The 19,285-nt window shown below is 32.8% G+C and carries 26 protein-coding genes; 2 read left to right on the top strand and 24 right to left on the bottom strand.

Going from position 1 to position 19,285, the window contains the following annotated elements; all coding sequences use genetic code 11:
* Positions 1-3: 3 nt before the first annotated feature.
* From ACYQ19_RS07785 to flgB, 21 genes are all read right to left on the bottom strand, one after another.
* Positions 4-900, bottom strand: coding sequence for a DUF7488 domain-containing protein (locus ACYQ19_RS07785; RefSeq protein WP_459978866.1), 897 nt, complete (start codon positions 898-900; stop codon positions 4-6).
* Positions 897-1,184 (bottom strand): YbaB/EbfC family nucleoid-associated protein, encoded by a 288-nt coding sequence (locus ACYQ19_RS07780; RefSeq protein ID WP_459978865.1) that lies wholly within the window; start codon positions 1,182-1,184, stop codon positions 897-899. Before ACYQ19_RS07780 ends, ACYQ19_RS07785 begins: the two co-directional genes overlap by 4 nt.
* Positions 1,184-1,558: an aspartate 1-decarboxylase gene (gene panD, locus ACYQ19_RS07775; RefSeq protein WP_459978864.1), complete on the bottom strand. Its 375-nt coding sequence runs from the start codon at positions 1,556-1,558 to the stop codon at positions 1,184-1,186. Before panD ends, ACYQ19_RS07780 begins: the two co-directional genes overlap by 1 nt.
* 9 nt (positions 1,559-1,567) lie before the next feature.
* Entirely contained in the window at positions 1,568-1,903 is a 336-nt protein-coding gene (locus ACYQ19_RS07770; protein ID WP_459978863.1) for a (2Fe-2S) ferredoxin domain-containing protein, read from the bottom strand.
* Positions 1,904-2,114: 211 nt separating this feature from the next.
* Complete coding sequence (locus tag ACYQ19_RS07765) at positions 2,115-3,368, bottom strand: UDP-N-acetylmuramoyl-L-alanyl-D-glutamate--2,6-diaminopimelate ligase (protein ID WP_459978862.1); 1,254 nt, start codon at positions 3,366-3,368, stop codon at positions 2,115-2,117.
* 17 nt (positions 3,369-3,385) lie between these two features.
* Complete coding sequence (locus ACYQ19_RS07760; protein ID WP_459978924.1) at positions 3,386-3,676, bottom strand: hypothetical protein; 291 nt, start codon at positions 3,674-3,676, stop codon at positions 3,386-3,388.
* 52 nt (positions 3,677-3,728) lie between these two features.
* A complete protein-coding gene (locus ACYQ19_RS07755; protein WP_459978861.1) occupies positions 3,729-4,025 on the bottom strand; it encodes a NifU family protein in 297 nt (98 codons plus the stop codon).
* A gap of 1 nt (position 4,026) precedes the next feature.
* A complete protein-coding gene (rplQ, locus tag ACYQ19_RS07750; RefSeq protein WP_459978860.1) occupies positions 4,027-4,395 on the bottom strand; it encodes a 50S ribosomal protein L17 in 369 nt (122 codons plus the stop codon).
* Entirely contained in the window at positions 4,395-5,387 is a 993-nt protein-coding gene (locus tag ACYQ19_RS07745) for a DNA-directed RNA polymerase subunit alpha (protein ID WP_459978859.1), read from the bottom strand. Before ACYQ19_RS07745 ends, rplQ begins: the two co-directional genes overlap by 1 nt.
* 13 nt (positions 5,388-5,400) lie before the next feature.
* Positions 5,401-6,027, bottom strand: coding sequence for a 30S ribosomal protein S4 (rpsD, locus tag ACYQ19_RS07740; protein WP_459978858.1), 627 nt, complete (start codon positions 6,025-6,027; stop codon positions 5,401-5,403).
* A gap of 2 nt (positions 6,028-6,029) precedes the next feature.
* Positions 6,030-6,422, bottom strand: a complete 393-nt coding sequence (gene rpsK, locus ACYQ19_RS07735) for a 30S ribosomal protein S11 (protein WP_459978857.1) — start codon at positions 6,420-6,422, stop codon at positions 6,030-6,032.
* 10 nt (positions 6,423-6,432) lie between these two features.
* Entirely contained in the window at positions 6,433-6,801 is a 369-nt protein-coding gene (gene rpsM / locus ACYQ19_RS07730) for a 30S ribosomal protein S13 (RefSeq protein WP_459978856.1), read from the bottom strand.
* A 3-nt stretch (positions 6,802-6,804) separates the two neighbouring features.
* The gene (rpmJ, locus tag ACYQ19_RS07725) at positions 6,805-6,918 is read right to left on the bottom strand and encodes a 50S ribosomal protein L36 (RefSeq protein WP_041361679.1); all 114 of its coding nucleotides are present in this window, start codon (positions 6,916-6,918) and stop codon (positions 6,805-6,807) included.
* A gap of 357 nt (positions 6,919-7,275) precedes the next feature.
* The gene (locus tag ACYQ19_RS07720) at positions 7,276-8,562 is read right to left on the bottom strand and encodes an NCS2 family permease (RefSeq protein ID WP_459978855.1); all 1,287 of its coding nucleotides are present in this window, start codon (positions 8,560-8,562) and stop codon (positions 7,276-7,278) included.
* Positions 8,563-8,684: 122 nt separating this feature from the next.
* Positions 8,685-9,107, bottom strand: coding sequence for an Hsp20/alpha crystallin family protein (locus ACYQ19_RS07715; protein WP_459978854.1), 423 nt, complete (start codon positions 9,105-9,107; stop codon positions 8,685-8,687).
* 79 nt (positions 9,108-9,186) lie between these two features.
* Positions 9,187-10,527 carry a hypothetical protein gene (locus tag ACYQ19_RS07710; protein ID WP_459978853.1) on the bottom strand — a complete coding sequence of 447 codons (1,341 nt, stop codon included), beginning with the start codon at positions 10,525-10,527 and terminating at the stop codon, positions 9,187-9,189.
* Positions 10,520-11,611 carry a mechanosensitive ion channel family protein gene (locus ACYQ19_RS07705; protein WP_459978852.1) on the bottom strand — a complete coding sequence of 364 codons (1,092 nt, stop codon included), beginning with the start codon at positions 11,609-11,611 and terminating at the stop codon, positions 10,520-10,522. The genes ACYQ19_RS07710 and ACYQ19_RS07705 overlap by 8 nt, the downstream gene beginning before the upstream one ends.
* Before the next feature lies 1 nt (position 11,612).
* Positions 11,613-13,319: a peptidoglycan D,D-transpeptidase FtsI family protein gene (locus ACYQ19_RS07700; protein ID WP_459978851.1), complete on the bottom strand. Its 1,707-nt coding sequence runs from the start codon at positions 13,317-13,319 to the stop codon at positions 11,613-11,615.
* Entirely contained in the window at positions 13,319-13,609 is a 291-nt protein-coding gene (gene fliE, locus ACYQ19_RS07695) for a flagellar hook-basal body complex protein FliE (RefSeq protein WP_459978850.1), read from the bottom strand. The genes ACYQ19_RS07700 and fliE overlap by 1 nt, the downstream gene beginning before the upstream one ends.
* Before the next feature lie 10 nt (positions 13,610-13,619).
* Positions 13,620-14,117: a flagellar basal body rod protein FlgC gene (flgC, locus tag ACYQ19_RS07690; protein WP_459978849.1), complete on the bottom strand. Its 498-nt coding sequence runs from the start codon at positions 14,115-14,117 to the stop codon at positions 13,620-13,622.
* Between the two features lie 9 nt (positions 14,118-14,126).
* A complete protein-coding gene (gene flgB, locus ACYQ19_RS07685; RefSeq protein WP_459978848.1) occupies positions 14,127-14,558 on the bottom strand; it encodes a flagellar basal body rod protein FlgB in 432 nt (143 codons plus the stop codon).
* A 133-nt stretch (positions 14,559-14,691) separates the two neighbouring features.
* Here flgB and ACYQ19_RS07680 point away from each other — a divergent pair, with 133 nt between their 5' ends.
* Together ACYQ19_RS07680 and murG are read left to right on the top strand one after the other, a co-directional pair.
* Positions 14,692-15,831, top strand: coding sequence for an FtsW/RodA/SpoVE family cell cycle protein (locus ACYQ19_RS07680; RefSeq protein WP_015902605.1), 1,140 nt, complete (start codon positions 14,692-14,694; stop codon positions 15,829-15,831).
* Between the two features lie 23 nt (positions 15,832-15,854).
* Positions 15,855-16,874, top strand: coding sequence for an undecaprenyldiphospho-muramoylpentapeptide beta-N-acetylglucosaminyltransferase (gene murG, locus ACYQ19_RS07675; protein ID WP_459978923.1), 1,020 nt, complete (start codon positions 15,855-15,857; stop codon positions 16,872-16,874).
* Here the strand turns inward: murG and gmhA are convergent.
* The 3 genes from gmhA to ACYQ19_RS07660 form a co-directional block, all read right to left on the bottom strand.
* Positions 16,854-17,411: a D-sedoheptulose 7-phosphate isomerase gene (gmhA, locus tag ACYQ19_RS07670; protein WP_459978847.1), complete on the bottom strand. Its 558-nt coding sequence runs from the start codon at positions 17,409-17,411 to the stop codon at positions 16,854-16,856. The two genes, murG and gmhA, sit on opposite strands and share 21 nt — an antisense overlap.
* Before the next feature lie 71 nt (positions 17,412-17,482).
* Positions 17,483-18,907, bottom strand: a complete 1,425-nt coding sequence (gene rfaE1, locus ACYQ19_RS07665) for a D-glycero-beta-D-manno-heptose-7-phosphate kinase (RefSeq protein WP_459978846.1) — start codon at positions 18,905-18,907, stop codon at positions 17,483-17,485.
* Positions 18,900-19,268, bottom strand: a complete 369-nt coding sequence (locus tag ACYQ19_RS07660) for a four helix bundle protein (protein WP_459978845.1) — start codon at positions 19,266-19,268, stop codon at positions 18,900-18,902. The genes rfaE1 and ACYQ19_RS07660 overlap by 8 nt, the downstream gene beginning before the upstream one ends.
* Positions 19,269-19,285 lie beyond the last annotated feature (17 nt).

Here is a 19,285-nt window from a genome sequence, read left to right as displayed (position 1 = left end):
TTCCTACCTTAATGGTATTGTAGCCGTTATACCTTGCTGATATAGTGAAATTGTAACATTTTTGTAAGTTGAGAGTGCTTTTTTAAGCTCTTCAAAAGTTTTAATTTCCACGCCGTTTACTTTTATTATTTTAGCACCCGGTTTTATAAAATATATCTGCTGAAGTTTTTCAGGAAGTTTTGTTATTATAAGCTGATCATTTACCGATATTCCGAAATGTTCAAGTGGAGTGTAAAGATATTTTTTCTTTCTTATTGTAAGTTTTATATTTTTTCCGTTAATAGTCAAAACTATTTTTTTACCTTTAATACCTTGTATTATATATTTATTAAATGTTTCAGGAGTTGCATTTTTATTATTTATTTTTACTATTTTTTGGCCTGTTTTTATATTTTTTACATAAAAAGGATCAAAACTGACAATTTTCATATTTTCATCAACTTCTATACCAACATCTCCCCAGTATCCGTATTTTACAAAATGCTCAACCATATCACCTTTTATAAACCCGTCTCCTCTTCCGATTCCTATTGCTCTGCAGAACATATCGGTAACCACGCTGTTCTTCACCGCCTTTACACTAAGAAGTGCGGGTGAAAAAAAGATTTCGTTTTTAGCATAGTTTCCGACATATATTTCATTATTTTTAACACTTGCAGCCCACCAGCCGAGTTTTGGGTTTTTGAAAAATTTTATAACTTTTTTATTAGTGGATTTAACAACGCACATTCCGGTAAAAGGGTCATAATCAGTGCAGTTTTTTTTCTTAAAAGTGATACTTTTTGTTTTAATTATAGGGACAGAGTTTTTTATAAAAGAATATTTAATTAAACATGGTCTAAAATCCGGATAAGTTGACGCTAAAAGAAAAAGAGGGATAAAAAATATTAACTTTTTCATTGTCCTAAATTCATTCCTCCAAACATATTTAAAGCCTGTGATTTTTTATCTTCAACAGCCATTTTTATAGCGTCGTTAATTGCACTCATTAAAAGAATCTGAAGCGATTCTTTATCTTCCAAAAGCGAATCGTCTATTTTGATATCTATTACCTCAAACTTTCCATTCACACTTACTTCGACCATTCCACCGCCGCTTGTTGCAGTATATATTTTATTATCGGCTTCTTGCATCTGCTCTTGAAGTTTCTGAAGCATTTCGTTTAAATCTACATTACCAAACATTACCCCTCCTGCAAATAAGTTGTTTTTTCAATTATATCGTTATTATCATCAACAATCAACACTGCAGGTTTAAAACTTTTAGCTTCCTCGGGTGTCATGTTTGCATAAGCTATTATTATTATTTTATCGCCCGGATGAACTTTTCTTGCCGCGGCTCCGTTTAGACATATGTCACGATTCCCTCTTTTCCCTTTTATAACATAAGTAGAAAATCTTTCACCATTATTAATATTTACGATATCTACTTTTTGCCCGACAAGCAAATTCGCTTCTTCCATTAGCTCTTCGTCGATAGTAATGGAGCCGACATAGTTTAAATTGGCGTCCGTTACCGTAGCTCTGTGTATTTTGGAATAAAGCATTTCTATTGTCATTTTATATCCTTATGCCCAGAATTCCTCCGGAATTAAATATTCTTTTACCGGATTTCCACCGATAATATGTTCTTTTAGAATTCTTTCAATTTTATCTTTATCAAGATCTACATACATATACTGACCTGGTTCCACCATCATAACCGGTCCGAAGTTACATCTGTTAAGACATCCGGTTGGGACTATCCAGTTAACCATAGGGTCAATTCCCATCTCCATCATTTTTTGCTGAGTAAACTGAAAAAGATCTTCTTTTCCTTCTCTAACACAGCTTGGTTTTGGAAAACTCGGCGGTCTTTTGACCTGACACATATAAATTACGTTTTTTGGTTTTGGCATTTGCATATTACGCTCCTTAAATTTTTTGCGACTTATAACATATTTTTTTTAATTTTACAAATAAATTATTAGTTTTTAAGTTATTAAAGTTATTAAGGTTAATTAGGGTTATTAAGGTTTTTTTAAATTATTTAAGTTTTTTATATTTTTAATTTAATAAATTTCTATAACTTTAACAAACCTTAACAACCTCAATAACTTAATAACCATAATAACCCTAACTAACCTTAAAAACTTTATTACCTAACAACTTCTTCACAATTTCCCTATCCGAATAATCAACTTTTTCTTCACAATATTCTATATAATTTTCATCACCTTTGCCTAAAAGCATTAATGTATAATCTTTCTTCTTGGCTATGTCTAATGCTTCTTTGATAGCTTCTTTTCTGTTTGTAATGATTTTATATGGTGTATTTTTAATACCTTTTGCTATATCTTCACATATATCAAACGCTTTTTCACATCTTGGATTATCTTCAGTAAGTATTATATATTCTACGTATTTATCGGCAATTTCACCCATCAAATATCTTTTATCTTTATCCCTATTACCACCCGCACCAAAAACTACAATCTTTTTACCTTCCACACTACTCAAAACTTTTTCCATTCCATCAGGCGTATGTGCAAAATCAATTATAACAAGAGGGTTTTTCGAAACTATTTCCATTCTTCCGGGAATTTTTAAGTTCCAAGTTCCAGGTTCCGGGTTCCAAGCTTTATTTAAATCTTTTTGTATCAATTCAACAGCTTTTATTGCAAGAGAGAAATTCATTTTGTTAAATTCTCCCGCCATTGGAACATCATCGACAATAGGTTTTTCCAAAACATATAAATTTTTAGAATCTATTTTGAAATCAAAACCTCCTACATTTACTAATTGAAACTTGGAACTTGGAACTTGGCGACTTTTCAGTTTTCCATTCACAACTTTAATAGCCTCATCCTGAAAAAAACTTTCTTTAACTCTTCTATATTCTTCCATCGTTTTATGAAAATCAAGATGGTCTTGAGAAAATGAAGTGAGTATTTTAGCCGTAAATTCAATACCTTCTATTCTTTGCTGAACGATCGCGTGGGAACTAACTTCCATAATATAAAAATCCGGTTCATATTTCACGGCTCTTTTAATCGTTGTGAATATGGGAGGAGTTGTCAGGGTTTTGGCCTCTTTTTTCTTTCCATTAAAATAAAAGCCTTCAGTTCCTTGAATTCCTACACTAAAGCCGGCTTGTTGTAAAAGGTAACCTAATACAAATGCAGTAGTTGTTTTTCCATTTGTGCCTGTTATTCCAATAAATTTAGTTTTTAGATTAAGATTATTGATTAAATCTTTTGGGGTAATGTAATCTGATATATTGTTAGCGTATTTTTCATTCTGTTTGGTTTTTAAAAATAGCCTGTCTTTACTAAGTTCTTTTGTATTGTCAGTAATAAGTTCTTTTTGTATAAGTTCTTTGTAGTTCATGACTTAATTATATCACATTATTGTAAGAGAGTATTAAATCCGTCTATTAATTCGTAATCGTTAAAGTTTGAAAGTAATTTCTCAAAATAACTTATTGCACTTTCTTTATATCCGTAATTCAAAAGCATTTCAAAAAATTCAAGCAGATCTTCTTTATTTTCAAATATCACTTTTGTAGAAAGAAGTATATTTTCCAAATCTTCTTTTGTCTTTACAAGTAACTTTACATCACTGAACATTATTCCGTTTATTTCTTCGTGATTAAAAGGAGAAGAGGAGTCTGACAAAAGCTTTTCAATAAGCTTCATCACTTTCCCATACTCCTTTTTCTCAATCGCAGATTTAAGGAGTTCTTTTAAATCAAAATGAATATTTGACAAGCTCATCCAATTTATCCTCATATCCATGAGGGACATTCATTACTACAAGGTCCGGGTGAATTTTCTCTTTTAATGCTTTTTCAATTCCGTATTTAAGTGTAGCACCCGCACTTGCACACCCTACACATCCACCTTGTAATTGAACAAAAACAATCGGTTTTCTTACGTCTATTAACGTAACATCACCGCCATCCATTTGAAGCATTGGTCTAACTTCGTCAAGAACGTTAGCCACAGCTTCTTTTAAATCTTCGTTAGAAAAAGGAATTTCAGCCATATTATTCTCCAACGAATTCAATTATACACATTTCAGCTGCGTCACCTCTTCTGAATCTTGTTTTTATAATTCTTGTATACCCACCATTTCTGTTTTCAAATTTAGGTGCAATTTCTTCAATTACTTTTCTAGTTGCCGCTTTTGCTCTTTCGTTTGATCCAAGTTTTGAATAAACATATCTGTGAGTGTTAAAATCAGCTTTTTTAGCTCTTGTAATAATTTTTTCTATATATTTTCTAAGTTCTTTTGCTTTAGGAACTGTTGTTTCAATTTTTTCATTTTCAATTAAATCGCACGCTAAGTTTCTAAGAAGTGCCTGTCTGTGTTCGCTAACACGACCTAGCTTTCTGTATCCATGTTTATGTCTCATTAATTCTCCTTAAGTTGTGATAGTTTATCTTCAATTGCTTTTTTAATATCAAGCGGCAATGTTTTATTTAACGGGAATCCAATTTCTTCTAATTTTTCAAAAATTTCTTCTAATGATTTAGTTCCAAGATTTTTGATATTAGAAATTTTTTCTTTACCCATTAAAACAAGTTCACCTACAAATCTGATTCCTGCTCTATCAAGTGCATTGAAGCTTCTGCTTCTAAGATTAAGGTTTTCAATAGGTTCAAACAAAACATTATAAATATCATCAAGCTCAACGCTTTGAGATGTTTTTTGTTCAAGTTTAAATTCTTTTGAAAATACGCTAAATTGATTTAAATAGTTGTTAACTGCGTTTTTGAATGCATCAATCGGGCTAATTTGTCCGTCAGTTTCAACTTCAAAAATTACTTTTTCAAAATTTGGATCGTCTTCAACTAAGATATTTTCAATATTGTAAACTACTTTTTTAATAGGGCTGAAATATGCGTCAAGTCCTATGAAACCTTCTGGAATTTCATCTCTAAAGTTTTCAACGGCAACAAATCCCATGCCTTTTCTGATAATTAAAGTCAGTTTAAGTTCTGCTTCTTCATTTAATGTTGCAATGTATTCGTTAGGTGTAACAATATCAACTAAATCGTTAGCTAAATCGCTACCTTTAATCTCTTTAGGACCTACAAACACATAATCAACTACTGCTTCATCGCCCTCTTTAATTTTAAATCTGATGTTTTTAAGGTTAATAATAAAACTTGCAACATCTTCAAGCATACCTTTTAATGAGTCAAATTCATGTTTTACACCTTCTATTTTAAGTGCAATAGGTGCAAAACCAGGCGTTGAAGCTATAAGCGTTCTTCTAATTGGATGAGCAACGCTTACTCCAAAACCTGCTTCAAAAGGATACACTTCAATTGTAGCTTTGTTTCCTTCTTCTTTGAAAGAAACATCGCTTGGAATTAAAACTTCTGTTTTTATTTTATTCATTTTTTAGCCCCTATTATTTAGAGTACAACTCAACTACTAGTCTCTCTTCTACCGGAATATTAACTTCTTCTCTTTCAGGTATTCTTTGGAATACACCTACTAATTTTTCTCTGTCAACATCAACCCATGGAGCAATACCAGTTTGCTGAGATAACTCAAGCGCTCTTTGAATTTGAACGTTATTTTTAGATTTTTCTTTAATTTCGATTCTGTCACCTTCTTTTACTAAATAAGAAGGAATGTTTACTTTTTTACCATTTACTAATACATGCCCGTGAGTAACAAGTTGTCTTGCAAATCTTCTAGTAGTTGCAAATCCCATTCTGTAAACTACATTATCAAGTCTTCTTTCAAGAAGTTTAATTAGGTTTTCCCCTGTGCTCCCCTCTTGTCTGTTTGCTTCTTTAAAGAATTTTCTAAATTGTTTTTCTAAAACACCATAATAATATTTGATTTTTTGCTTTTCTCTAAGCTGTAATCCGTATTCAGAAATTTTTGTTCTTCTTTGTCCATGCTGTCCTGGTGCGTAAGGTCTTTTATCAAGTGCTGATTTACCTGCTAATCTTCTTTCACCTTTAAGTTCAAGTGAAACACCTAATCTTCTTTCTATTTTTTCAACTGGTCCTGTATATCTTGCCATCGTTACACCCTTCTTCTTTTTCTTGGTCTACATCCGTTGTGAGGTAACGGAGTTACGTCTTTCATCCATAATACTTTAATACCTTCAATCGCACCTACAGTTTTAACTGCAGTCTCTCTACCACCACCAGGTCCTTGAACTTTAATACCTACTTCTTTAATTCCGTATTCTTTAGCTTTAGCCATAGCATCTTCTACAGCTTGCTGTGCTGCGAATGGTGTAGATTTTTTACTACCTTTAAATCCTAGCGCACCTGCACTGCTCCAGCATAATGCATTACCCATTTCATCAGTTACAGTAATCATTGTATTGTTGAATGTCGCTGAAATATATACAACCCCGCGACCTACTTGTTTTTTAATTTTTTTCTTTTTAGTTACTTTTCTTTTTGCCATCTCTCACCCTTTATTTAGCTTTTGCGCCAACAGTTTTCTTTTTACCTTTTCTGGTTCTAGCATTTGTTTTAGTTCTTTGACCTCTAACAGGCAATCCTCTTCTGTGTCTAAGTCCTCTATAGCATCCAAGGTCCATAAGTTCTTTAATGTTAAGCTGAACGATTTTTCTAAGTTCACCTTCAACAATGTAATTGTTTTGAATTTCTTTATTTAATGTTGAAATCTCATCTTCAGTAAGTTCATAAACTCTTTTGTTTGGATCAATTCCAGTGTCTTTTAGAATTTTTCTACTTGTAGTAAGACCGATTCCATAAATATATGGAAGTGCATATTCGATTTTTTTCTTTTTAGGTAAGTCTATCCCTGCAATTCTCGCCATGTTTTATCCTTGTCTTTGTTTATGTCTAGGATTTTCACAAATAACTCTTACAATCCCTTTTCTTTTTACCACTTTACATTTAGGGCAAATTTTCTTAACTGATGCTCTAACTTTCATAACTTCTCCCTTTGTTTTGGTTCCAGGTTCCGGGTTCCAAGTTCCAGGTTTCATAATTACTCGGAACTTGGCTACTTGAAACTCGGATACTTATCAATTACCCCTTAGGTCAAAGACCAGCTCTTGCAATTAGTCAGCTGCGATTTTGCAAAGTTTCTGATAATATTTTCACAACTTCACAATTTCACAACTTAATTACTTACTAATTGCAAAACCTCTTTTACGTTCAGGGGGATGGAATTATATCATATAAATATATAATAAAGTGAAAAGTGGAAAGTAAAAAATGAAAAATGAAGGAAATTTTTATTCTATTATTTCCTTAAAAAAAGGAAAAGAGTTTAAAACTCTTTGTTTTTAATGAAATATAAATGCCATTAAACCAATAATTGCAAGTGTAATTGTTCCAATATTTATTTTATCAAATTCTTTTCTAAACGCTGCAAGAATCAAATAAAGAACAAATCCAGCACTAAGTCCAAGCGTAATTGAGTAAGTAAGAGGCATTAAAATAACTGTTACAAAAGCACTAACCGCTATAGTTGTATCTTGAAAATCAATATTTTTAAGCTCACTAAACATCAACACACCAACCATTACTAAAATAGGATAAATCGCATTTTCCGGAATAGCTTTATAAATCGGTAAGAAAAACAGAGTAGTAATAAAAAGAAGCCCTGTAACTACAGCAGTAAGTCCGGTTCTTCCCCCTTCTTCAACCCCAGCTGCACTTTCAATAAACGAAGTGGTCGTTGAAGTTCCTAATGCTGCACCGATAACTGTAGCAGCAGCGTCAGCTTCTAGAGTTTTTTGAAGTTCTTTACTTCCGTCTTTAAATAAACCTGCTCTCATTCCAATACCAGCGAGTGTTCCGATTGTATCAAACATATCCGTAATTAAGAATGTAATAATTACAGGGATCAAAGATAAAGTTAATGCACTCATCAAATCAAATTTAAATACAATAGGTGACATACTTGCCGGAAGTGAAACGATACCATCAGGCAATTTCGCAAGTCCAAATACCCATGCGACAATAGATGTGATTAAAATAGAAAAAATAAACGCGCCTTTAACCCTGTATGCGTAAAGAATTGCAGCTACGGCAAATCCAAATATTCCAAGTAATACATTAGGGTCATGTAAATTACCAAGCCCTACAAGAACGGCATCATTATTTACAATAATTTTCATTCCTTGAAGACCTATAAACGCAATAAACGCTCCAATACCCGCACTTATTGCACGTCTAATATCAATAGGAACAGACTCAAGAACCCAAACTCTAAATTTGGTAAAAGACAAAAGTAAAAAAATCAAACCACTAATCATAACAATTCCAAGAGCTGTTTGCCATGGAATTCCCATGCCTTTAACTAAACCAAACGTAAAATACGCGTTAAGCCCCATTCCTACACTCATAGCAACAGGTGTATTAGACCAAAATCCATTAAGAACTGTTGCAATAATTGTAACAACAGCTGTAGCAGTAATTAATGCGTCAAACGGCATTCCGGTTAAACTCATTATACCTGCATTTACTGGGACAATATACATCATGGCAAGAAATGTGGTAAACCCGGCCCTTACTTCAGTTGATACATTTGTGTTTTTCTCAGAGAGTTTAAAGAGTTTTTCAAACATTTTCACTCCTTGATTTATTTCAAGGAGATTATAACAAATATGAATTAGATATTAAATAGCTACAAAATAAGTCTTATTTAGTAAAGGATTAAGGATGAAGGATGAAAGTGGAAGGCGGAAAGTTATTTAATTTCGATTTTTTTACCTTCCGGCTTAGGACGTTTTGGAATAAATAGTTTTAATACACCATTTTCATATTTAGCTTCAATATTATCTGCGTCAGCATCTGCTGGCAATTTAAAGCTTCTTTCAAATCTACCAAAGAAACTTTCAATTCTTGTATAGTTTTCTTTTTCTTCTTTTCTTTCAAGTTTTCTTTCACCTGAAATTGTTAAAATTCCTTCATTTACAGAAATTTCTATATTTTCTTTTTCTACCCCTGGAAGGTCTATTTCTAAATAATAACCTTTTTCATCTACTTTTTCATTAACTGCTGGTGTAAAACTTTCTACTTTTTGCACAGGTCTGTTTGAACTTAATACAGCTCCTATTCTTCTTTCAATGTCTTGTAATTCTTTAAAAGGATCAAATACTGTTGGCCACATTATCCCCTCCTTTAAAGAATTATTATTTTTTACAATGTAATTATACAAGATTTAGGAAGAAAAGTCAAGAAACTTGATATTAGAAGACTAATATTTTATTATCTCTTTCTCTAAAATCTCTTTTTTCTAATACTTTAATGATTCCGTTTTTTAATAAAATTTTAAATACATTATTATCCTTTCTTAAATACAACACAATATCGTATTTATCAGGATAAATAAATTTTCCTTTTTTAACGCTTAAAGATATATTTTGATTAGTGCTTAACATATCAAAAATAACTCTATCTTTATCAAAATGTCCTTTAAAAAATACTTTTCCGGTGTTTTCTTTTGAAAGATCTATACCTATTAAATATTTTAATCTATTAGTAAAATTATTTTTAGAAAACTTTGTATCATTACTTACGATATCAAATGTTCCAAATTTATCATTTATTTTGATTGTTCCGGATATTTTTCCATCCAAAATATTCAATATTCCAAGATATTTAAAAAATTCTTTTCCATTCATTTTAAAGGTTAATTCTATTTTAGAGTCCGCAAACCCTTCAAAATTTTTACCTTTAAATTTTAATACATCATTTGAGGACTCGTATGCACCAGTAAAATAAGTTATTTCTTTAAATGGATATAATAAAATAGGTTTTAATTTCAATAAATCTATATTTGTAGCTTTAAATTTATAACCCCATTTTTCATTATGCACTTCACCATTCAAACTTATAATTCCAATTTCCGAATTTATTTCTGAATCAAAATTTAAATTATCTTTATGTTTCATTTTTATATTAGTAATAGCTTTAAACTTAGTATTAACTCTTTTTTTATATTCTCCGTCCGTTTTAAAAACCACATTAAATAAAGAATTCTTTTCCTTGTCTATTTGAATATCGGTTTTACCTTCAACCCAATGATAGTTTATTTTTAAAATATATAATAATCTTTTTAGGTCAAAATCACTTCCTTTTGCCTGCAGACTAACTTTATCATTCAATTTAACTTTAAAATTCATATATCCGTTAGCAAAAAAGGACATGCCTTCAATTACAAAATCATCTCTATCAATGAATATTTTTCCACTTAAATTCATTTTACCCTGATAATAAGGTGAAAGTTCCGATAAATTTTCAATATTGCCTTCAAACATAGCATTCAAAGGAAAAATTGCACCGTAAACCTTTACTATATTATGACCTTTTTTTGCGGCCAAAGAAAAATTATTAACCCCATAATCCAAATATGTAATTTCAGCCCCGGGTATGTATCTATCGATTTTAGATTCAATTACTTTTTTTAATACTCCACTCCCTATTGGAGTAAGCATTAATAAAATTAGAAGAATAACAGCACCTATTCCTATTAAAAAACCTAAAAAAAGTTTATAACCTAATGTTTTTTTATATAATTTTTTAAGCATGTTCAATCCTTACCGGCGTTTCAATATACAAACTATTTGAAGGGAATGCAAATGAAGCGCCGTTTTTTTCTACTATTTCTTTTATTTTGAAATTAACATCTTCCCTTATTTTTAAATAATCGTCCCAAACCGCAGTTTTTGTAAAAAAATAACAAAATATGCTGAGTGAGCTGTCCTGATATTCATCAAAATATATCAAAATAGGTTCATTGTGTATATCGGGATGATTTATAAGCATTTCTCTGATTTCATTTAAAATCTTTTCCATGGTTTCAAGCGTAGTATCGTATGTAAGTCCCAATCTCATCATAATCCTACGTCTGTCACGCCTGCTGAAATTTTCGACATTTGAATTGGCAATTACTGAATTTGGCACTACAATAAGCCTTTTATCAAATGCTCTTATTTTAGTTGTTCTCATTCCGATATCTTCGACTATTCCTTCCGCATTTCCAATTTTAACCCATTCACCTATTTTAAAAATATTATCGGTTAAAATGGCAATACCCCCGAAAATATTGGCAGCCGTATCTTTTGCAGCCAACGCAAACGCCAAACCTCCAAGTCCAAGTGAAGCTAAAAACCCAGTTACATTAATACCCCAGTCCTGAAGAAGAGCAACTACACCTATTGTAATTATAAAAACTTTAGTAAGTTTGATTAAAAAAGAAGCAAGTTCTCTTGAAGCTTTTCCGAATTTACCCAATATATGATACACATAATCTTCAAATTCGGTTATAACATTATAAATCATCCAAAACAGATCGAATATCAAAAGACCTTTAAGTAAATGATTTAAAATCGCACCGTTTGCTTCCAGGAAATAAAAAAGAAAATATATTCCCGCAATAATAAATAGAAACCTCAAAGGATTTCTAATAGCATGTAAAAACTTATCGTCAACTTCCGTTTTTGTTTTCGAAACAATTTTTTTTAGAAACGATAATACTATTAAAGTAAAAAACTTCCTCGCAAACAAAAAGAAAAAAAATACAAAAAAAGCTATTAATATTTTATATATTGGCAACGATAAAAATTGATAATTAAGCATATCAAGCAGCGCTTGAGGAAGATTTTGAGCCATATTAATCCCCTATTAATTTTTCATCCTTCATTATTATAACAATTTTTTTGAATAATGGTACAGCACTTTGAGATGCAAAGTAGTTAGGAAAAGGGGCTTTGATATCTAAAAAAGTTACTCCAATAGTGTATTTACGGGACTTATCGTTTGCAAAACCGAAAAATGAAGAATTATATATTTTTTCGTATTTATTATTAACGCTTACATGTGCTGTTCCGGTTTTACCCGCTGTAAAAATATCTTCAATATATGCGTTTTTAGCAGTCCCTTTTAAAACTATCTTTCTTAAAATTCTTAGCATTTCATTTGCCGTTTTGGCGCTTATTACCCTTTTAGATTTCGTTGGAACATTGGCAATTTTAGGCGTTACTTCAATTCCGTTATTGTTAAACGCGTTATATGCTTTTAAAAGCTGAACAAAATTAACCATAATCCCATAACCATATGCCGTAGTTGATTTATAAATCGGGTAATTAAGCTCTCTTAAACTTCTGATTACACCTTTTAATTCATAAGGCAGGTCAATTCCGCTGTATTTTGAAAATCCGAAATTTTTAAGCCCCTCGTAAAATTCTTTGGGTGTGAGTCTTAATGCAAGCTGCGATATAACGATATTACTCGAATACACAAGAGCATTTTCCGCACTAAGCCATGCAAAAGCGTCGTCATCCCTAATATATGTTTTTCTCCATTTAGGTTTCCACTTTCCGTTATATCCGTTTAACACCTCATAAGGATTTACTTTTTTGTTTTCAAGCAAAATCGCAAAAGTAATCGGTTTCATAACAGACCCGGGTTCGTATAAATATCTAACAGCACTTATTTTCATATTAGGAATGTCTTTTTTAGTAATATGGGAAGGATTATACCTGTTTGAAGAGGCAATTGCCAAAATTTTACCTGTTTTAGAATCCATAACAGCAGCCATTACCTCTTTTGCTTGATAGAGAGATTTTGCCTCATCTAGAAGCTTTTCTATTCTTCTTTGAAGAACCAGATTAATATTAAGTTCTATATTTTTCCCATTTATTGGATATTCTATGACAGAATTTTTATCATAAATTATATTTCCGCTAACATCCCTGTATCCTACGATTTTACCATTTTTCTGAGGTCTTAATATATTGTCATAATAATCCTCTATACCATTATCACCTCTTCCTTTGTCCTTAAGGTATCTTCCTAAAAACGGCTCAAACGTATCTCCGTAAGGATAAAGTCTTTTAAAAAGTGCTTCATATTTATTCTTACCTACATATACTACACTTTCAATATCATAAGCTCGTCTTACACCATTTATAGAAGTAAAAACCCTGTAATAATCAAGAATTCTTCTAAGATACACAAGCTGCTGCTTTGTTTTTAAATCTACTTTGGCAAGAAGAATTCTTTTTTTATGTTTGTTTAGTTTTTTATAAAGAGTTTTTTTATCCACACCTGTATAAATACTGAAAAGATCTATAAACATTCTTTTTTTTGTTTTTTCTATATAAGCCGGATTTATATACACGCTGTAAATTTTTTCACTTTTCGCCAAAGTGAAGTTCTTGGTTTTTATACTTCCTCTTATGGCGCTTTCTATTTTTGTTATTTTGGGATTGAAATAGCTTTTGGGTTTGGTAACACTAAAGAACAAAAAGGCACCGAAAAGTGCCATTACAAGAAGAAAAAAAATTATATAAATTACGGGGATTTTAGTGTTTTTCATTAAATTTGTGTTTTTAGAAGCTCTTTGTAGGCGTTAATGGCTTTGTTTCTTACTTCCAAAACCATTTTCATTTGCATTTCCGCTTTTTGAATCGTAATAGAAGCTTTTGCCAAATCCTCAACTTTTCCCGTAGCTATATCCGCTTCGGCTTTTTCGGCATTTTGCATCATATTGTTAGTTGTATCGAGTTCTTTTTTTAACAAATCCTCAAAACTGCCGTCGGCTTTGTTTTTATTATTAACAATATTTCCGATATTGTTTGCATTTTCAACTTTATTTATAAAAGCCATTTCCTATTCCTTAACTTTGTAAAATATTAATAGCGCTGTTCGCCATTGTCTTCGCACTTTGAAACGCCGCTACGTTCGCCTGATAAGCACGTGTGGCTTCTAATAAATCGGCCATTTCTATAACGGGATTAATGTTTGGATAAGCGACATATCCATTTGCGTCCGCATCCGGGTTAGACGGATCGTATTTTAAAATAGGTTTGGAATCGTCTCTTACCACTTTGTCAACCACAACCGTTTCAATCGGAGGCTTCGCCACCGCGTAATTTTCACCTTCTTCATCAAGAGGGTTTTCATACTGATGGAATTTAGAGCTTTGTTCTATTTCCTGATTTAGCTGTTCTTCAAACGGAACAGCTTTAAAAATCACTTCTTTTCTTCTGTAAGGTCCGCCTTCATCTGTTCTTGTAGTATTTGCATTGGCTATATTTTCGGAAATTATATTAATTCTAAATCTTTGAGCCGAAAGCCCGTATCCGGAAATATCAAAACTGTTAAAAAATCCCATCATTTACCCTTATATATTTTTGCTTGAATCTATTACGGCTTTAAAGATATCAATATCTTTTCTCAAAGCCTGAATCGCAGCGTTATACGCTATATTGTTTTTAGCCATTTCAGTCGTTTCAACGTCTATATCCACACTGTTTCCATCGTTTCTTGCCAAATGCCCGTCTCTGTAAAACACAATCGGTTTAGCATCTGAACTCTCATCTGGAGCTGACATATGTCCGGGCTGTGTTTTTGCAAGCTCGAGTTTTGGAGCCGATCTTATATTAAATTTTTTATCAACTTCAGCCTGCAATGCTTCTTCAAATCTGATGTCTTTAGGTCTGTAATAAGGAGTATCGGCATTTGCGATATTGCTGGCAATCATATCCTGTCTGATTTTTCTGTAATGAAGTGATTTTTCAAGGATATCGAAACTTTTGCTTATCTCAAATGCCACTTTTACTCCTTTTTATTTTTACAAGCAATTTTTATTCCGTAATAATGCGTTATTTACAATTTTCTATTTTCCCACTTTTTTCATTATAAATTTGTTAAAATTCTATCAATATTATACTTCATAAAGGTGAAATTTGCAAAAAGTCGACTCCCTTATATTCATAATTGTCGGTATACTGATGCTAATCGGGGCTCTTTTTTCATATTCCCTGCCTGTTTACCTCGAACATGCCAAACATTTAAGCGAATATCACTTTGTAATGCGTTATATCGGCTTCGGAATATTGGGATTTGCAATAATGGTCTGGTTTGCCAAACTTGATCCGGATAAGTGGTTTGAAAGAATAGGCTGGAGTATTCTTATAATATCCGCTATTTTGGTTATCGCCATGCCTTTTTTGCCTGAAAGCATTGCTCCCGTAATTAACGGAGCCAAAAGATGGATTAAAATAGGTCCTTTTAAATTCGCACCGGTTGAGTTTTTTAAATTAGGTGTAATTTTTTTCCTATCATGGTCTTTCACAAGACAGGTAAAAGGTCACAGAACCCTAAAGGAAGAATTCCAGCTAATTATCCGTTACATCATAATACTCGGAGGCTTTTGGTATCTTATTTTGGCATATCAGTCAGACCTTGGACAGGTTATGGTTATGGGTCTTTTATTTGCATTTTTGCTTTTAATAGCAGGAGGTAAATTTAAAACTTTTACGATTATTTTAGCAGGAGGTATTTTCGTATTTATAGCCGCAATCCTCTCTTCCGGATACAGATATGCAAGATTTAAAGCATGGCTTCACCTGATGACTAACAATTTTTTCCCGGATATTACGGTAGAAAGTTCAATGAGTTACGGACAGGTTGAGCAGTCTCTAAACGCCATCTATCACGGAGGAATTATCGGTCAGGGAATCGGAAACGGCATATTCAAATTAGGTTTCCTCTCAGACGTGCATACGGACTTCGTCTTGGCGGGAATTGCGGAAGAGACGGGAATTATAGGTATAAGCGTTATAGTTATACTAATGCTCGCACTCGTCTACAGAATATACAAAATCGCAAACCGCAGCGAAAAAAAAGAGTATCAGCTTTTTGCTTTCGGTGTAGGAACGCTTATTATGATCCAGTTTATATTCAACGGTCTTGGTGTAACATCACTTATTCCGATTAAAGGTCTTACCGTTCCTTTTTTAAGCTACGGGGGTAGTTCGCTTGTGGCTCTTTGCACCGCAATCGGAATGGTTTTAATGATCAGCAAAAAAGCAAAACTGAATTGAGAATGGAGAATTGAGAATTGAGAATTAAAAAAATTGCAATAACCGGGGGTGGCACCGGAGGGCATCTGAAAATCGCAAAAGTTATAAAAGAAGAGTTCAACAAAAGAGGCATAAAGCCAATATACATCGGTTCAACATCAGGTGCAGACAAAGCGTGGTTTGAAAACGATGAAGGATTTGAAGCCAAATACTTTCTTCCTTCAAGCGGCGTGGTAAACAAAAAAGGCTTAGGTAAAATAAATTCGCTAATACACATCCTAAAACTCTCGTTCAGGGCAAAAAAACTGCTAAAAAAACACAATATTCAAGCTGTATTCAGTGTCGGAGGATATTCTGCGGCACCTGCGAGTTTTGCCGCACTTTTTAACTTCATCCCCTTATTTATTCATGAACAAAACGCACACATAGGCTCGCTCAACAAACTCTTAAAACCTTTTAGCAAAAGATTTTTCAATACTTTTTTTTATAAAGACCCTTATCCGGTTGAAAATATTTTTTTTGATACGGCAAGAATAAGAAAAGAATTAAAAACAATCATCTTTCTTGGCGGCAGCCAGGGGGCTTTGGCTATAAACGATTTGGCGATAAATCTCGCACCTAAATTAAAAGAAAAAAACATACAAATCATCCACCAGACAGGAAAAAGGGATTTTGAAAGAATAAAAAATTTTTACACACAAAATAAAATTGACGCTGAGGTATTTGACTTTGATCCGAATTTGGTTCAAAAAATATCAAAAGCGGACTTTGCGATAAGCAGAGCCGGAGCTTCCACTCTTTTTGAACTTGCGGCAAACCGGATTCCGGCTCTTTTTATTCCGTATCCATACGCCGCGGGAGATCACCAATACTATAACGCTAAGTTTTTAGAAGATAAAAATGCCGGCTTTGTAATCAGACAAGACGAAATTGATATCGAAAAAATAGAAAGTCTGATATTCAATGCCGATCTGGAAAAAATATCTCAAAATTTAGCCGAAATAAATAAAAAAGAAGGGGCGAAACTTATTGTTGACGAAATATTAAAACCCTTCGTCGATTAAAGCGCAGATCATATGCCCGACCATAATATGCATTTCCTGAATTCTTGGTGTGTCGTTTGAAGGGATTACAATATTCACATCACCCATTTCTTTCATTTTACCGCCATCTTTTCCGCTTAATGTTATAACTTTTATTCCTGTTTTTTTTGCACTTTCAATAGCTTTTATTACATTAGGGGAATTACCGCTTGTGGATATGGCTATTAATACATCTCCCTCTTTACCCAATGCTTCAAGCTGTCTTGAAAACACATATTCATACCCATAATCATTCCCGATAGCGGTAAGTGCCGACGTGTCGGTCGTTAGCGCTATTCCTGCAAGAGGAATTCTTTCTTTTTTAAATCTTCCGCTAAGTTCCGCCGCAATGTGCTGAGAATCCGCCGCACTTCCGCCGTTACCGCAAAGCATTACTTTGTTACCGGTTTTTAAAGCACTTAGACACAATTCCCCGGCCTCTTTAATCAAAGGAAGCAGGTCTTGCATTTTTTTTGCCGTTTGTATATGTTCTTGCAAACACTTTTTTAAATTATTCATTCTCTATTCTCCATTCTCAATTTTTTTACAATCCACCTTCATCCTTTAACCTTCTGCCTTCTTCCTAAACTTTATCCCTTCACCCTTCTAATTATACTTGTGGTGCTTCTGCCTTCAACAAAATCTATAAGTTTTACTTCTTTTGCTATATCGCTTCCGACTACAACTTTTCCTTCGTAGTCTTTACCTTTAACCAAAACATCCGGTTTTATTCTTTTAATAAGCTCATAAGGAGTATCTTCATCAAAAACTACTACAAAATCAACAACTTCAAGACTTGCTAAAAGATACGCCCTGTCGTATTCGTCATTTACCGGTCTTTCAGGCCCTTTTAATCTACTAACGGAATCGTTTGAATTAACGCCTACTATTAGTTTATCTCCAAGCGCCTTTGCTTTTTGAAGATACTTAACGTGCCCTAAATGCAGAATATCAAAACATCCGTTGGTAAACACTATTTTTTTATTCTGAGCTCTCAAATCATTTGCAATATGGGCAATTTTTTCAAAATTCACTATTTTATAATCCACGCTGTTGTCTATTCTTCTTTCTGTCTCTTCAATCTCTTCAAGGGTTACCGTTGCGCTTCCTATTTTACTCACAACTACAGCGGCAGCGGCATTTGCAAAATTCATAGCCTCAACTAAATCTTCACTTTTACTCAAATAATACCCAAGACTTGCCAAAACAGTATCACCGGCACCCGTTACATCATATACTTCTTTTGCAATTGTAGGAATTTTTATATATTCCTCTCCAAAAAGAGCCATTCCTTCTTCACTGAGTGTTACAAGAAGAAAATCAAGATTTAGCTCTTTTTTAACTTTCCATCCGGCTTTAATTAGATCTTCTTCAGTATTTATATCCATTCCGGCAGCTGTTGATAATTCTTTTTTATTAGGTTTAATCATCCATGCGTTTATATATTTAGAGAAATCTTTTTTAGGGTCTATTATCAGTTTTTTATTGTTTCTGTTTGCAAGTTTTATTATTTTTTGAGTTAAAGACTTCGTCAAAACACCTTTTTCATAATCACTTAGAAGTATCAAATCTATTTTTTCTATATTTTCATTGAGATAATTTAATATTTTCTCTTCATATTCGGAAGATATAGGAGTCTTTGTTTCTTTGTCGTATCTTATTACCTGATGATTGCTTGCAATTACCCTGCTTTTTATAATAGTCTCACGGCTTTCATCAATAAAAATCCCGCTTGTATCTATATTTTTTTCTTTTAACAGCTCTAAAAGCCTCTCGGAATTTTTACCTATAACCGTAGATACCAGGACATCGCTTCCGAGTGCCAAAAGGTTATTCACAACGTTTCCGGCTCCGCCCAGTCTGTCTTCTTCTTTAATCACTTCCACCACAGGCACGGGAGCTTCCGGTGAAATCCTGTCACTCCTGCCCCACAGATAATGGTCTATCATAAAATCACCTATTACAGCAATTTTAGGTTTAAGTTTCAAGGTTGAAGGTTGAAGGTTGTTATTCATTATTATCCTTTTTAGAATTAATTAATGCATTAATCATTTTTTCTATTTCTATCGATAAAGTATCAATTGCGTCAAAATTCTTAACAAAACCGAGTTCATAAGCAAGTTTCAATTGCGTTTGTAATTCATACAAAAAACCCAAAGTAATATATAAAAAATATATAAAATCTTTATTTGTCCCCCTCCCTTTCCCTTCTGCAATATTGCTTGGGACGGAAACAGCGGCTCTTTTTATTTGAGAAGTAAGCCCGAACTTTTCTTCATCTGGAAATGCCATAGTGATTTTATGTATTTCTTTTACCAATTCCATAGATTTTTGCCAAACTATCAAATTTCTGTAACTGTTCCTTCTCCCCTTCACCCTTCTGCCTTCACCCT

It is taken from the genome of Nautilia lithotrophica, from assembly GCF_054656815.1.
The sequence above is the reverse complement of the archived record's forward strand: the minus strand, read 5'-3'. Positions and strand labels throughout refer to the sequence as shown.

What these genes read in the sequence shown, in the direction of transcription:
- ACYQ19_RS07715 (WP_459978854.1), bottom strand. Translation starts at nt 9,107, where the DNA reads ATGTGGCCAACAGTATTTGATCCTTTTAAAGAATTACAAGACATTGAA.
- fliE (WP_459978850.1), bottom strand. Translation starts at nt 13,609, where the DNA reads ATGGCTTTTATAAATAAAGTTGAAAATGCAAACAATATCGGAAATATT.
- ACYQ19_RS07710 (WP_459978853.1), bottom strand. Translation starts at nt 10,527, where the DNA reads ATGCTTAAAAAATTATATAAAAAAACATTAGGTTATAAACTTTTTTTA.
- flgC (WP_459978849.1), bottom strand. Translation starts at nt 14,117, where the DNA reads ATGGGATTTTTTAACAGTTTTGATATTTCCGGATACGGGCTTTCGGCT.
- ACYQ19_RS07780 (WP_459978865.1), bottom strand. Translation starts at nt 1,184, where the DNA reads ATGTTTGGTAATGTAGATTTAAACGAAATGCTTCAGAAACTTCAAGAG.
- rpsM (WP_459978856.1), bottom strand. Translation starts at nt 6,801, where the DNA reads ATGGCGAGAATTGCAGGGATAGACTTACCTAAAAAGAAAAAAATCGAA.
- ACYQ19_RS07705 (WP_459978852.1), bottom strand. Translation starts at nt 11,611, where the DNA reads ATGGCTCAAAATCTTCCTCAAGCGCTGCTTGATATGCTTAATTATCAA.
- panD (WP_459978864.1), bottom strand. Translation starts at nt 1,558, where the DNA reads ATGACAATAGAAATGCTTTATTCCAAAATACACAGAGCTACGGTAACG.
- ACYQ19_RS07745 (WP_459978859.1), bottom strand. Translation starts at nt 5,387, where the DNA reads ATGAATAAAATAAAAACAGAAGTTTTAATTCCAAGCGATGTTTCTTTC.
- rplQ (WP_459978860.1), bottom strand. Translation starts at nt 4,395, where the DNA reads ATGAGACATAAACATGGATACAGAAAGCTAGGTCGTGTTAGCGAACAC.
- ACYQ19_RS07720 (WP_459978855.1), bottom strand. Translation starts at nt 8,562, where the DNA reads ATGTTTGAAAAACTCTTTAAACTCTCTGAGAAAAACACAAATGTATCA.
- ACYQ19_RS07700 (WP_459978851.1), bottom strand. Translation starts at nt 13,319, where the DNA reads ATGAAAAACACTAAAATCCCCGTAATTTATATAATTTTTTTTCTTCTT.
- rpsK (WP_459978857.1), bottom strand. Translation starts at nt 6,422, where the DNA reads ATGGCAAAAAGAAAAGTAACTAAAAAGAAAAAAATTAAAAAACAAGTA.
- ACYQ19_RS07755 (WP_459978861.1), bottom strand. Translation starts at nt 4,025, where the DNA reads ATGGCTGAAATTCCTTTTTCTAACGAAGATTTAAAAGAAGCTGTGGCT.
- rpmJ (WP_041361679.1), bottom strand. Translation starts at nt 6,918, where the DNA reads ATGAAAGTTAGAGCATCAGTTAAGAAAATTTGCCCTAAATGTAAAGTG.
- ACYQ19_RS07765 (WP_459978862.1), bottom strand. Translation starts at nt 3,368, where the DNA reads ATGAACTACAAAGAACTTATACAAAAAGAACTTATTACTGACAATACA.
- gmhA (WP_459978847.1), bottom strand. Translation starts at nt 17,411, where the DNA reads ATGAATAATTTAAAAAAGTGTTTGCAAGAACATATACAAACGGCAAAA.
- rpsD (WP_459978858.1), bottom strand. Translation starts at nt 6,027, where the DNA reads ATGGCAAGATATACAGGACCAGTTGAAAAAATAGAAAGAAGATTAGGT.
- ACYQ19_RS07785 (WP_459978866.1), bottom strand. Translation starts at nt 900, where the DNA reads ATGAAAAAGTTAATATTTTTTATCCCTCTTTTTCTTTTAGCGTCAACT.
- rfaE1 (WP_459978846.1), bottom strand. Translation starts at nt 18,907, where the DNA reads ATGAATAACAACCTTCAACCTTCAACCTTGAAACTTAAACCTAAAATT.
- ACYQ19_RS07770 (WP_459978863.1), bottom strand. Translation starts at nt 1,903, where the DNA reads ATGCAAATGCCAAAACCAAAAAACGTAATTTATATGTGTCAGGTCAAA.
- ACYQ19_RS07760 (WP_459978924.1), bottom strand. Translation starts at nt 3,676, where the DNA reads ATGAAGCTTATTGAAAAGCTTTTGTCAGACTCCTCTTCTCCTTTTAAT.